Below are 13,650 nucleotides of genomic sequence, written 5' to 3' on the forward strand. Positions count from 1 at the left end.
GCCGGGTGACCAGCCACACCTGCGGGCGCACCCCGTCGGGCAGTCCGGCGCAGGCCTCGGCCAGGGCCCGCAGGGCGGCCGCGCAAGCGGTCGTGCGGGCGACGACGCTCTCCGTACCGTCCGGCTCGGCGAGCAGGAAGGCGATGCCCAGTTCCCCTGCCTCCGTGGGCAGTTGCGCGATCCAGTTGGAAGGGTCGTCCGTTGCCGTGACCGTCCCGGTGCCGCCCAGCAGGTCGGAGACTGCTCGGCCCGTCGGCACCTCGGCGGGACCCTCCACGGCGACGACCCACGCCATGCCGGCAACCGGCTCCGGCAGGGCGGGCTCGCACACCGGCGGCCGGTCGGCGGCGGCGAGGAGGACGGACCGCTCCTCGGTGCCCGTGCGCACAGCATCGGTGAAGCCGCACTCCCCCAGCAGCCGCATCCACCGGTCCCAGGGCAGCAGCCGGTGCTGCGGGCGCAGTGCACGGTCGCTGCGCTGCCAGAAGGCGTCGGTGCTGCCGTCCAACAGGCCGAGCCGCTGCACGTGGTGCGGTTCCGTGGCGAGCAGCAGGCCGCCGGGGGCGAGCACGGTGCGGAGGCGGCGCAGGGCCGCGGTCAGGTCGGTTGCGGTGTGCAGGGCGTCGTCGGCGACGACCAGGTCGAACTCTCCGCCGTGGAAGCCCTGGTCGACGGGATCGGCATCCAGGTCGAGAACGCGGTGGTGGACGAAATCGTAGGCGGCGAAGCGCTGTTCGGCACGGCTCGAACCGCTGAGGCCCGAACCACTGGTGGTGCAGACATAACGGGTGCGGTCCGCGGGCAACAGGGGCAGCAGAGTCGCGGTGAGGGCGTGCGTTCCGGCACTCACCTCCAGGACGCGCAGGGGACGGTCCCCGGGCCAGTGCCGGACGATCTCGCCCACCAGGGCCCGGGCGACGCCGTGGGTGAAGCGGTGGGCGGGGGCGGTGGCCCGGAGTTGTTCGTACGCGGTGCCGTCGAGCGGTTCGTCGGTGCCGCGGAGCGCCTCGGGGAGCCGGCGCAGCTGCCGGTTGAGGAGGACGGTCTCGGAGTGGAAGGCCGGATGGTCCTCTACCAGGCTGCGCAGCAGGGCCGTGTGCCGTGGTGCGGTGTCCGTCAGCCGCCAGTAGCCGTCGCGGGCGGGTTCGGCGAGGCCGTGCCGGGCGAGGAGGGGGAGCATCAGCCGGACCAGCCGCCGGTGCTGCGGCCGGAGCCCGCGGGTCACGAGGTCGGGGAGGCGGAACGGCGCGCCGGGGCCGGCGACGGCGAGCAGCCCGTCCAGGGCTGCGCGCCAGCAGTGAGCACCGGTCTCCTCGACGGCGGTCGTGAACTTGGCGTACCCGGTGGCGTCCAGGGCCGCCCGCAAGGCGGCGGCCCGGTCCGCGACGGCCGCCATCAGGCCCGGCGGCGGGGGCAGCGGGGAGGGGGCGGCCGGGACCGCGGGGAGGGGGGCGGCGCGCAGGACCGTGTGCCGGACCGCCGGCGGGACGTGATCGGTGGTGAAGGTGCGCCGGGTGCGGCAGCCCTCGATCTCGACCGTGACGGTGCCGTCCGTGTCGGCGTAGGTGACGTCCCAGCAGAACTCGGTCCCGGTGCGGCTGCGCCGGCGCAGATGCACGATGCCGGCGGGTGAGGGGGTGCGCCAGACCCGTACGGCGCCGAACGCCGACGGCAGGTGGAACTGCCCACCGCCCGACTGCTGTTCGTCGAGGGCGACGGCGGCCTGGAGCGGGCCGTCCAGTACCACGGGGTGCACCGTGTACGGGTCGCCCGGCTCCTCGTAGGCGTAGGAGGCCAGCAACTCGTCCGTCCCGACGTGCAGTTCGCGCAGCAGCCGGAACGCCGGCCCGACGTCGAGGCCGTCGCGGTGGCAGGTCCGGTAGTGGTCGGGTCCGTCGACGGTGCGGGGGCAGCGGGCACGGATCGCGCCGGGGTCGAGCGGCGCGGGTGCCGTCCCGGTCAGAGTACGGACCTGGGCGCGGACGACGGTGTGGCAGGCGGTGCCGCGGCCGTCGCTGCTGCTGAGGGTCAGTGTGCCGTCCTCGGGGGTGACGGCGGTCTGGAGCGTGACGCCGCCGGGGTCGGGCCAGCCGACCTGCAGCGGTCCGGTGATCTCCAGATGGCGTACCTCGACCGGCCGGTCCAGTGCCCGGCGTCCGGCGGACAGGGCCATCTCGACGTACGCGGCGGCGGGCATGAGCACGGCCCCGGCGATCCTGTGGTCACCGAGCCAGGGCACCAGTTGGGGCTCGACGGCACCTTGCCACAACGGGTGCGGCGCCGGGAGGCGTTCGCCCAGCAGCGGGTGCTCCAGGAGCCCGGTCCCGCTGGTGTGGAGGACGAAGTCCTGCGGTGTGCCGTGCCAGTACCGCTCGCGCTGCCAGGGATAGCCGGGCAGGTCCGCCACTCGGCCGGGGCGGGGGAAGTGCATGCGCCAGTCCACGGCGGCGCCCGCCGCGACGAGGGAGGCGACGGCGGCGGCCGTCTCGCGCGGGCCGTCGCCCTCGCGGTGCAGGGTGGGGATGCAGAGGGCGTCCGTGCGCCGCAGGCAGGGGCGCAGCACCGGGTGGGGGCCGATCTCGACGACGATGTCGGCCGCGTCGGCCAGGACGTGGGACATGGCGTCGGCGAAGCGGACGGGGCCGCGGACGTTGTGCCACCAGTAGCGGGCCGTCAGCTCCTCTCCGGGCAACGGGGTGCCGGTGACGGTGGAGACGAAGGGGATCCGGGCGGCGGCGGGGGCGAGTCCGGTCAGGGCCGTGCACAGCCGGACGGCGATGGGGTCCATGGCGCGGCTGTGGAAGGCGTAGTCGAGGCCGAGGTCGCGGAAGAAGATTCCGCGGGCCTTGAGTTGGATGCCGAGGGCGGCCAGCGCGTCGTGGCCGCCTGCCACGGTGACGTCCCTGTCGCTGTTGACCCCTGCGATCTCCAGGGCGGTTCCGTAGCGGGCCAGCACCTGCCGGGCCTCCGGTTCGGGCAGTCCGACGGCGGCCATCCGCCCGGTGCCCACGGTGGTGCCCTGGGCGCGGCTGCGTTCGGCCACCAGCTGTGCGGCCTGGTCCAGAGTCAGTGCCCCGGCGACGAGGGCGGCGGCGGCCTCTCCGACGCCGTGTCCGACGACGGCCGCCGGGCGCAGCCCGTTGGCGGCCAGCACCGCGACGAGGCCCATCTGCACGGCGAACAGGACGGGTTGGGCGACTTCGGTGCGCTCCCAGCGGGGTGCGACGGGGTGGGTCAGCTCCTTGGCCACCGACCAGCCCAGGTGCGGGGCGAGGGCGCTGTCGGCCTCCTCGACGGCCGCGGCGAAGACGGGGTCGGCGTGCATCAGGTCGGCGGCCATGCCGGGCCATTGGGAGCCGTTGCCGGAGAAGACGTAGGCCACCGTGTCCCGTCCGGCCTTGCGGACGCCGACCGTGTCGGAGGGGGCGTCCGTGAAGAGCCGGTCCAGCCGGTCCGCGGCCTGCTGCGGGCCGCTGGCGAGGACGGCGGCGCGGTAGGGGTGGGCGCTGCGGCGCAGGGTGGTGGTGTGGGCGAGGTCGTAGAACTCCGCGTCCGTCGTGCGGCGCAGCCGTACGGCGACCCGTGAGGCCAGTTGCTGCAGCGCCTCGGGCGACCGGGCGGAGACCACCACCGGTACGGTGCCCGGGCCGTGTTCCTGCTGGACGGGCAGGCGCGGGGGTGCGGTCAGGACGACGTGGGCGTTGGCCCCGCCGAAGCCGAAGGAGTTGACGCCCACGGCCGCCCGCGCCCGGCGCGGCAGTCCCACGGGGGCGACGGTGGGCGCCAGGCCGAGGCCGGCGAAGTCGATGTCCGGGTTGAGCGGCCGGGCGTGCAGCGTGGCGGGGGCCAGGCCGTGCCGCAGTACCAGCATCGCCTTGAGCAGGCCGGCCATGCCGGAGGCCGGTTCCAGGTGGCCGAGGTTCGATGTGACGGAGCCGACGGGCAGCGGGCCGGTCGTGCGGCGCTGTCCCAGCGCCCGGCCGATCGCGCCGGCTTCCGCCGGGTCGCCGACGGTGGTGCCGATGCCGTGCGCCTCGAAGTAGACCAGGTCGTCGGGTGCCACCCCCGCCTGCCGGTAGACGGAGCGCAGCAGTGCCTCCTGGCTCTCGCTGCTGGGCAGGGCCATGCCCCGGGTGCGGCCGTCGCAGTTGGTGCCGGTGCCGGCGATCACCGCGTGGATGCGGTCACCGTCGGCCAGGGCGTCGGCGAGCCGTTTGAGGACGACCACTCCCCCGCCCTCGGCCCGGACGAACCCGTCGGCCTCGGCGGAGAAGGCCGCGCACCGGCCGCGCCGCGAGAGCATCCCCGCGTGCGAGAAGCCCGTGAACGAGAAGGGGCTGACGAGCACGTTGACCCCGCCGACGAGAGCGGTGCAGCTGGTGCCGTCCATCAGGGTGCGGCAGGCGCGGTCGAGGGCGACCAGCGCGGAGGAGCAGGCGGTGTCGACGGACATGCTCGGGCCGCGCAGGTCGAAGCAGTACGAGAGGCGGTTGGCGGCGATGGAGAGGGAGGCGCCCGTCATGGTGTACGGGCTGGTGTGGTTGCCCAGCGCGGCCTGGAAGCGGCCGTAGTCCGGGTCGGAGACCCCGACGAAGACGCAGGTGTCCGAGCCGGCCAGCGACTCGGCGGGGATTCCGGCGTCGTCCAGGGCCTCGACGGCCATTTCGAGGAGCAGGCGCTGCTGGGGGTCCATGTGCACGGCTTCCTCCGGGGCGATGCCGAAGTAGGCGGCGTCGAAGCCGGCCACGTCGTCGAGGAAGCCGCCGGCCGCGGTGTGGCTCCGGCCCGGGCGGACGGCGCCGGGGTCGACGAAGCGGGCCTTGTCGAACCGGTCCGGCGGTACCTCGCCGACCATGTCCCGGCCTTCGCGCAGGGCGGCCCACAGGCCGTCCAGGTCCGTGATACCGCCGGGGAGCCGGCAGCCGACGCCCACGACGGCAAGCGCCCTGTCGATGCGTTCCATGGTGGCTCCGTCTCCTGTCGTGCGTGCCCGGCCGGACTCCCGGAGGTCAGAAGTCCCGGGCGAGGTCGGGGAGTTGCTGCAAGCGGGCGGGGGCGGCGCGGCGCAGCGAGTGGGGTGGACAGACGGCTGCCGTGCCGAAGCGCGGGCTCCAGCCGGGCGGGCCGCACACCCCGGCGCCGAGCGGGAGCGCTCCGCGGACCGGCGCCTGTCGGCGGATGCCGCCCGGGGCAGGGCAGTTGCCGCCTGACCTGAGATGCCCTCTGCCGGGTTCGTCGAGGGGCACCGCCGGCCCGCTCAGGTCGAAGTCGGCTTCGGCGACGGGCCGGCCCGCGTCCGCGGCTTCCTCGGTCCGTTCCCGGAAAACGTGGTGGCGCAGGCGTCGGGCGTCCCGCAGCACGTCCTGTTCGCCGCGGGCGAGGGAAAGGGTGTGGCAAGGGAATTGCCGGCCGGGGGGATCGGAGATGCCGGAGGCCTCCGTGGGAATCATGGACATTCCGTTCGTGTGTCGCGACGCAATCGTGCCACTCGAACAGTCAATTGCGTTGCGCGTCACGCTACGGATCAGGGATGGGGTTGTCCACGGACACGCCCGCAGGCCGAATTCAGCGGCCTTGCAATGCCCTCGCATTGTCGCCGAACGTCCACCCCTGTGAACCGTCCCAGTTGGCGGACCAGGTCATCAGCCCTTTCAGTGCGCCTGAGTAGGTGTTCCATGCCTTTGCCACGGTTTCCGGGGGCATGTATCCGCCGCCGGCTCCCGGTTGGGCGGGAAGTCCGGGGACCTGCCGGTCGTAGGGGACGCGGATGGTGGTGCCCTGGACGACCAGTCCGGCGTTCAGGCAGTCCGTCTGCGCGGTGAAGCCCGCGACCGTTCCGGCTTCGTAGGAGTCGCCCGAGCATCCGTACATGCTGCCGTTGGACGACAACTTGCCGCCGCTCTTCCCGGCCTTTCCCGGTCTACTCCGACAGTCTCCCGTTTACGCAGGTCAGAGGAGGTTCACCCAGGCTGACCTTCCTTGCCTTTCCCAGGTCTTCCCGGTCCTTCCGGCCACACCGTGGCCACACCCAGGCCCCACAGGGGAGCCCCCGGAAAGCCATCGCCTCACCTCAGGGACGACGGCACCTGCCAAAGCGACGGTGCAGGTTGCGGTGGTGAGCATGGGAAGCAACAAAGAATCGGGCACCATTTCATGGTGCAGCGCCCTCTTCACAGACTCGAACGCGGGCCGACAGCCACCCTCTTGGATAGCTCCACGCCGTCGCGTCTGCATGAGATGTTCGGGGATCAGCGTCTCCGGGCTCATGGCGCCGCCGCTCAGGCGGCAGCACCTCTCCAGCTATCGTTTTCGGCCATTGTTTGTCCCAGCCCGAGGAAGGCAGTGGGGCGATTGGGTAGCTTGAGTTCTCAATGGGAGCAACCACCCTATGGGATCGGATTCAGAGCGATTAGTCGATCTTTCGGGCGACGCTCGGCGCTTCAGCGTTCCAGGCAGTCGGCAGCACGCGGCCGCCCATGGTCTCGTAGCCCGAGGAAAGGAGCTCCGTAGCGTTGCCCGGGAGCTGGGCCTGGCCCGCAATACCATCCACCACCTCGCCCACGCTCGCGGCCCCGCCGAACTGCCGATCGGGCAGTGGACCGCTACGCGCTCGACTTCGGCCTCGATGTCTTCGATCGCCACGTCGCCGGCCTGGCGGCTCCACGAAACCCGGAGGAGCACGTCATCCACGGCCAGTCGTAATCGCGGATTTGGTGACTCTGTGCGGTTCAGGGCGGGCTCGGGGGTCTGTCCTGCCGCTTTCGGAGTCACCCGTGGGATGCACGGTAGGGGTGGCCTTGCACAGGCTCAAAGGGCGCTTGTGCGCCGATTGTACGCACTTTTCAGACACGCAAGACGATCTTGCAGGCGTTCGCACTCCTTTTCGACTGTGATGTGCCGCTGGTAGGTGCAGTGCCTACCGGTGATCACTGGAGGGGGGATCTCTCGTGCGTCCGAGGGCCAAGATCCGAAGTCGGATTATTGCCTTGCTCGCGGCTGCGGCCACCGCAGGGCTTGTTCCGCTGGTCATGCCGACCGTCGCTCATGCGGCGGTCGAGCAGTCGGTCGAGACCTACTTTGTGCGTGGTAACCCGCCCGCGCCGACGCTCGCCCAGTTGCGAAGCCGTCTTACAGCTCACCGATCGGCCGGCCTGGCCCAAGAGGATGACCAGGCCCAGGTTCCCTTGGAGACTGTGGGGCCGGCCGCTTCGTGGGCGCCGAAGACCTCAAGGCCTGCTGTCACGCCACGAGCAGGCGACCCTCAGCAGCCAGCCCTGGCCGCTGGGGTGTCGTATCCGGAACCGGCGCGCAGCATGACTTTGAAAGAGTGCCAGGATCACATGGGCCCTAGCGACGTCATGTACATCAAGTCACGCTTCGCGGTCTGCACTTCGCTCCAGGCGGACCAGGTATGGATTCAGAACGGGACGCCCGTCGGTATGAGCACGCTCACGTTGTTCATACGCGGAACGGTGCCGAAAGAGTCGGACCGCACGATGTACTTCGACTACGACATCACCAATTTCCGTAAGGACGGAAAGACTGGGACGGCGGGTCTCACCTACACCATCGAGCCGAAGTTCCCGATGATGTCGCCGGCGAAGGCGCAGGTGCAGAGTGGTGGCCCACTGCCGCTCACTCTGACCTGGGATGAGCTGTCAACTAGACGGCCCACGGCACACTTTGAGCACACCGCGCGGGTGGCTCCCGGCCAGGGGACGGGCTCCGGCAAAGCGGACGCGGTCTTCGCCGCCTACCAGCCGGTCCTGACGTCTCATGTTCCTCCTGGCTGGCAGGGAAATGGCACGTCGGGCAGTCCGTTCATGATGGCTCCTCGGTGGGATGCGGCAAAGTATCTTCGGAACTCGACCGGGCAGGGAAACCCGGACAACCGCGGCTCGGCAGCGTTCAGTGTGGTGACGCCCTTGAAGTACAGCAAGGCTGATGGCGCTCCGGAGCGGGGTGTTGCGCTCCATGTCGAGAAGGCGTTCAATGACCCGAACCACACCCTGCCGCCCACTCCGGAAGGTAAAAAGATCCCGGGCCAGGTCCCTGGCTCGCCGCTGCATCGCCTCCTTACTGAGACCTCTCAGTACGAGCGGAATCGAATCCTGGCGGTCCAAAACTGCAAGAAATACTGGGGCGACGGCTACGCAGAGGATGGCGCCAAGGAGTGCGACGAATTTCCCATGGCGTCCACCTATGAGGGCGCGGCGCAGTCCGAGTACGACCCTCACGCCCCCAAGGGCAACTTCTCGGTCCTACCGGTGCCCGCAACACAGAACCGGGACGCCGGCACCATACTCAAGGCCTTTTACATGAGCAATCGCATCATCGAGGGTCTTGATGACGGCTTCACCATCAGCGTCACCGGCGAGGCCGTGGAGCATGGCGGCCTGCTGATCAACAGCAGCAAGAAGTGCCTGGAGATCGAGAACTCCAGCGAGGACAACGGCGCTCGGGCGCAGCAGTGGGACTGCAACGGACAGCCTGGGGCGGACTGGTTGGTGCAGCCCACCGATGACGGCCAGTATGTGAACATCGTGAACGCGAACAGTGGCAAGTGCCTCGAAATCGTCAACTCGCGCACGGACAACGGGGCTCCTGCACAGCAATACGACTGCGTAGGCATAGCGACACAGAAGTGGCAGATGCAGGGCAACGCGGGCAATCGCATCATCCGTAACGTGAACAGCGGAAAGGTGCTGGAAGTGGAAAACTCAAGCGCCGAGAACGGTGCACGCGTGCAGCAATGGGACAACGGTGGACAGACTGGCGCGGTGTGGACGCAGGGCTGATGGCAAAGCGTTCATGACACTGCTGTTGTTGTGACGGCGCCGGGCGCTGTCGTGTAGAAGATGTGGGTGTCGCTCGTGGGCGGCACCCACACTTGTCCAATGGGGTGTTGGGATGGAACTGCGGCCTTGTTGAAGGAGTGCCATGGCCACCTTGCTGAGTGAGCAAGACTTCGATGTTCGTGTGACCTACTGTCAATTCAGCGTTCAGGAATCACATGACACTCTGATTCCATCCCCATACCCGGATGGTGCTGAATCCGGTACGTTCCTGAAGCCATATCCCATGCGCTTGGACTTCGGTAGCGCCGGCCATACCCACACGGCCTCCGCCGTGGTTCAGGTCTGGAATGCGGAGCCGGATCCCGACAGTCGACAGAGCTGGGATGAGACGGCCGAAAGCCAGATTGAGACCGTGAGTGGAGAACTCGGGATCTGGAGTATGGAGCGCGCGGACGAAACGATCAAATTGGGCAGTGCAGGCCGGTGGCGGGTTCGCGTCTCATCAGGCAACCGGAACGAGGTGGCACGGGTGACCCGGGAGGTCGGCGTCGCCTACGGAGTCGAGCGGTGGCTGCTGCAGTTCTGGCCGGAAGCGAACCGTGACCGTAACTCTGCTGAGGCTGCGGCCAGTCAGCGTCGCAACGACGGCTCCGGTCACACGCCTTGAGCCGGGGACGGTGCGCAACGGACTGCGCTGGGACCTGAACATCATCGCACCTGAGGTCTGATCGTGTGCCCCCTCCCGAAGTCCCGGTCCTGTCTGAGATAGAACAGATCGCGTGCCGGCTGGGAGGGGTTTACGTTGGACCGGCTGCACCTTGTTGCGTCGGGGATGATCAAGGCGTCCATGGGCATGGTGGACGTCGTCATGCCGGGGGCCCGGGACACGGCGATCGGCCTGGGGGCGGAGCTGTCCCAGCAGGCGGGGACGGACATTGCAAAGCGTGGGCAGAGGCGGCCGGGCACCGTTCCCGCGGTACGGCTCGCGTTCAGCTCCGCCTGCGCGGAGCTCACGCAGCCCTCGCCCTGGTACGCGGCCGCCCGCTGGTCCGCTCCGCGCAGGCGGAGGTGTCCCGTAGTACTTGATCCTGTCGTAGTACTGCATGTTCAGCCCCACAGGCGGTCGTTGTCCGCGTATTTCTTGACGATGGGCAGGCAAGCGCCCCAGATCGAGCCATAGGTAACGCTGCCGCCGGTGACGTAGGCCGTCTCGGGCGCCATGGTCAGACCGAAGCCGACAGGCATCCGGTTGGCCTGCGAGGCCGACAGTTCACCAGGCCGGTGCCGTCGGAGCAGATGACGGGGAATACAGCGTCGAGGACGGTCTATCCGTGGTCGCGGATACGGGCGTCGGTGATCGAGATCCAGCCGAGCGGCAGGTAGGAACCGTTGGCCGCTCCGTCCCAGTTCTCCCAACACCCCTGTCGCACCGGGCCGGCGGTTTGTCGTCGGGCCCTCGGGCCCCCTCGCATTCGTCAAAAAATAAAGTTGTCCGTGACCACCGTCAATGGCCTCGGCACCCCGTGCGGCTTGCTCGAAATGCGGGAAGCATATGCCCGCATTTACGCTTCCACTGCCACTCACGTGCCACTCACGCGATTTTCTGGGAGCGCATCATGGGAAAGCAGACCAGCCCTGCCCGCAAGGCCCTTCCCCGGTTCGAGGAGGCCGCGGGCCTGGGCCCGGAGGACGAGCGGTTCGTACGGGATCTCGTGGCCGTGCTGGAGAAACACGGCAACCTCGACCGCTTCGGCCTGTGTCTGCTGCACGACCACTTCCCCGTCGCCTCCGACGAGATCCTGGTCGAGACCCACGACATCTCCGCCCGCACCCTCCAGGTCAGCGTGGAGAAGGCGGCGACGACCGAGCACACGCGGCCCTCGCAGTGGCGGTTCGTGAAGAACGGCGACGAGAAGGCCGCCGGCCACGCGTACCAGGTGATCCTGCAGTGCAACCTCGCCAGCGGGTGTCCCGGAAACAGGAAGAAGGCCCGGAGCGGAGCAGCGTAGGGATCCTGGGCCCGATGCGGCAGGACGCCCGGGATACGGCGCACTGGTGGAGGCAGTGCGCCGCCCTGCTGCTGGCAGGGCTGGTGGTGTGGTGGGGGGCCTGCCCCGCCCGGGCGGACTCCGCAACCGCGGGCAGTTGCCGCGCCGAGCAGCTCGCCTCGGCCCGGACGCAGGCCGAACTCCGCATCATCAACCACGGCCATGCCGTCGTCGAGGCCTCGGGGACCATGAACATCCGGGTTCCCGCTGCGTGGCCGTACGCCAACGACCTTCTGCTGAAGGAGGATTCGGACGCCTACCGGCACGCGATGGGGTGTCTTCTGCGCGGCCCGCAGCCCGGTCTGCGCCGCGACGAGTGGCGTCCGCACAGTCCGCGGGTGACCGAGGAGGCGTCCTGGGTCGCCGTCCGCTACGACACGCTCTTCTGGTTCAAGCAGCCGGGGACGTCCGCGGTCGGTCCGTGGACGATCGACGTGCGGACGGGGAAGTGGACCATGGCCCTCGCGCCGTCGCCGGCGCTGATGAGCTCCCACTGGGACCACGTCGAGATCGATCTGGACGGCCTGGACGCGTCCGGGGTGTCCCCGAGGCCTTCGACCGCCGGCAACGGGCGTCTGGTGTGGACCGGGCTCGGCCCGCTCACCGGGGCCGGCCACATGGTGACGGTGCAGGTGGCACCGCCCTGGCAGCGCGCCTGGACGGCGAAGATCGGCAAATTCACGGCACCGTGGCTGGTGGCCAGCGCCGCAGGGGAGACCACATGGTGGCTGGGGACCTCGGCCGTGATCGTGCTCGCCGCGCTCCGGGCCCGTCGCCAGCCCGCCGGTGACGGGATCACCGAGCAGGAGAAGAACAGCAGTACCTCGCTTCTGCAGTGGGGGCTGCTGAAGGCCACCATGGGCATCTCGATCCTGCTGCTGTACCGGGCGGTTCTCTATGTCGCCACCGAGGCGGGGGGTACCCAGCACTGGCTCGGCGATGCAGCCCGCTGGCAGACCCTGATCGGCTTCCTGGTGGGCTGGGGCCTTGTGGCATCCGCCCGACCACCGAGGTCGGTCCTGGTGATGTGCTCGCTGGTGGCGGTGGCAGGCGGGCTGGCGGCCACGGTGCCGTCCCTGTTCGGACTGCCTCCGTCCTTCACCCCCCTCAAGAACCTCTCCGCCGCCGACATCGCCGTGCTGACGCTGATGAGCGCGGCCTTGCTGTGGCTGTGGCTGACCGGCCTGCTGCTCTGGGCCCGGTCGCTCGCCCGCGCCGGCGGGCTGCTGCGTTTGTCGGCGGCCCCCTGGCGGCCGAGCCGGATCGGGGCATGGACGGCCGTGGTCGCCTTGCTGTTCACGGGATGGGCCACCTGGGCCGACGAGCGCCACTGGCAGCGGATCAGCTGGCTGACGGACCGCAGCGCCGCCGGGTACCGACCGCAGTATCTGGTCTCCCTGGGCCAGGATCTGGTGAGTTTCTCCGCTCAGGTCCCGACGTGGTGCTACTCCTCACTGGCCTGGGTGCTGACGGGTGTGGGGATCGTGGCGCTGCTGCGGGCCAGGGAGCTGGGGCGGGATGTGCCGTGCGCGAGCCCCGGCCGGCTGGACTGCCTTCTGCTGGCCGTGTTCTTCGCCATCGTGGTGGCCTGGCGGCAGGGCTCGTACGCGGGCAGCCAGGTGCTGGCCAGTCTCTGGCTGGCGCTGGACATCGTCGCGTTGTACGGCCTGTTGGCGGTCGGGCAGCGGCGCTCGGTCCTGACTCAGCACTTCGAGGGGTACGAGGGCGCTCCGGCACTGGGCGAAACGATCACCGAGACGGCCCGTCACGACCTCATCGCCCGCGCACGCCGCTACCGGGAACTGGTGGGTCTGCTGCGGGGCCTGGAGCAGGGGCATGGCGAGGGCGGGCTCAGCCGGCACGCGCTGGAGAAGGAGCTGAGCGGGCTGCACCGCTGGCGGCCGGCGGCCGGGGCGGCCGGTGCCGTGCGGCCGTCACTGCCCGGCAGCATCACGGTCGTGGACGTGGCGCTCAGCTGGGGGCCTCATGCCAAGTGGTGGGACAACTCCCGCCGTGCCGCACTGCTGGCGGCCGCTTTCGGCGTTCCCGGCAGCCTGCTCTTCGTGTGGCTGACCTATTCACCGGAGCATCAGTGGATGCGCACGGGGCAGTACTACTTCGGGGCACCCGAGGTCGTGTGGACGTTCGTGTCCTGGGAGCTCACCTGGGCGGGCGCGGGCCTGGTGCTGGGTGCGCTCTGGCGTCTGCTTCCGGGCCGCCGCGGCCCGTCGCGTGCCTTGAGTCTCGTGATCGCCTACGCCCTGCTGATCGGGCTCGGCAGCGTGGGCAACCTCATCACCGACCAGGAGGTCGGCACCGCCATCTTCGGGATCTTCGTGATGCTTCTGGTGCTGACCTTCACCGGTCTCGCCATGGATGCGGACACCTTCCGCTCCGAGCGGCGCTTCTGGCCCAACCGCCTCGGACTGCTGCTGTCGGTCTACCAGATGAGGAGCTTCTCCGCGCAGATCGCCTATGTGCTGGTCCAGTTGGTGGCAGTGCTGACGGTTCTGAGGTACTTCACCGAATCCGGCAGCCGGTTGAAGCCGTGAGCCAGCCGGTGGTCTCCCACCGCGCTGCGCGCCCGGGGTGTGCGCCGGTACCGATCCCCGGCTGTCCAGGGTCTTTGCAACTACGGGGATAAGTAGCTTCACCACACTTCTTGTTGATGGCTGAAACATGAACCTACCGCTCTTGTGCTGATCGGCAAGATAGGTGACCGTTGCGTATCACACCGAACTTTTCGGCGCGTTCGCCCTGTGGCTTCGCGTCCGTCCCCGTGCGCCCGCCAACCGCGGCTCAGC

General features: G+C 69.6%; 6 protein-coding genes and 2 pseudogenes. 4 read left to right on the plus strand and 4 right to left on the minus strand.

The window, feature by feature from the left end; translation table 11 throughout:
- The 3 genes and pseudogenes from HG542_RS27185 to HG542_RS27195 form a co-directional block, all read right to left on the minus strand.
- On the minus strand, window positions 1-4,963 hold a 4,963-nt coding region (locus HG542_RS27185), incomplete at its 3' end, for a type I polyketide synthase (protein ID WP_171085938.1).
- A gap of 46 nt (window positions 4,964-5,009) precedes the next feature.
- On the minus strand, window positions 5,010-5,450 hold the full coding sequence (locus HG542_RS27190; protein ID WP_171085939.1) for a hypothetical protein: 441 nt from the start codon (window positions 5,448-5,450) through the stop codon (window positions 5,010-5,012).
- A 115-nt stretch (window positions 5,451-5,565) separates the two neighbouring features.
- A pseudogene (locus HG542_RS27195) lies at window positions 5,566-5,880 on the minus strand (chitinase); the annotation flags it as partial.
- A 1,106-nt stretch (window positions 5,881-6,986) separates the two neighbouring features.
- Between HG542_RS27195 and HG542_RS27200 the strand changes: the two are divergent.
- Window positions 6,987-8,798 carry an RICIN domain-containing protein gene (locus HG542_RS27200; RefSeq protein ID WP_171085940.1) on the plus strand — a complete coding sequence of 604 codons (1,812 nt, stop codon included), beginning with the start codon at window positions 6,987-6,989 and terminating at the stop codon, window positions 8,796-8,798.
- 142 nt (window positions 8,799-8,940) lie between these two features.
- Complete coding sequence (locus HG542_RS27205; protein ID WP_171085937.1) at window positions 8,941-9,465, plus strand: hypothetical protein; 525 nt, start codon at window positions 8,941-8,943, stop codon at window positions 9,463-9,465.
- Window positions 9,466-9,876: 411 nt separating this feature from the next.
- Here HG542_RS27205 and HG542_RS27210 read toward each other — a convergent pair.
- Window positions 9,877-10,270, minus strand: a pseudogene (locus HG542_RS27210) (hypothetical protein); the annotation flags it as partial.
- Between the two features lie 144 nt (window positions 10,271-10,414).
- On the opposite strand from HG542_RS27210, the gene HG542_RS27215 reads away from it, so the two are divergent.
- On the plus strand, window positions 10,415-10,807 hold the full coding sequence (locus HG542_RS27215) for a hypothetical protein (protein ID WP_171085941.1): 393 nt from the start codon (window positions 10,415-10,417) through the stop codon (window positions 10,805-10,807).
- Window positions 10,808-10,821: 14 nt separating this feature from the next.
- Window positions 10,822-13,398 (plus strand): DUF6185 family protein, encoded by a 2,577-nt coding sequence (locus HG542_RS27220; RefSeq protein WP_171085942.1) that lies wholly within the window; start codon window positions 10,822-10,824, stop codon window positions 13,396-13,398.
- The last annotated feature ends 252 nt before the right edge of the window (window positions 13,399-13,650 follow it).

This window comes from Streptomyces morookaense (assembly GCF_013030945.1).
In the GTDB taxonomy this organism is placed as follows: domain Bacteria; phylum Actinomycetota; class Actinomycetes; order Streptomycetales; family Streptomycetaceae; genus Streptomyces; species Streptomyces morookaensis.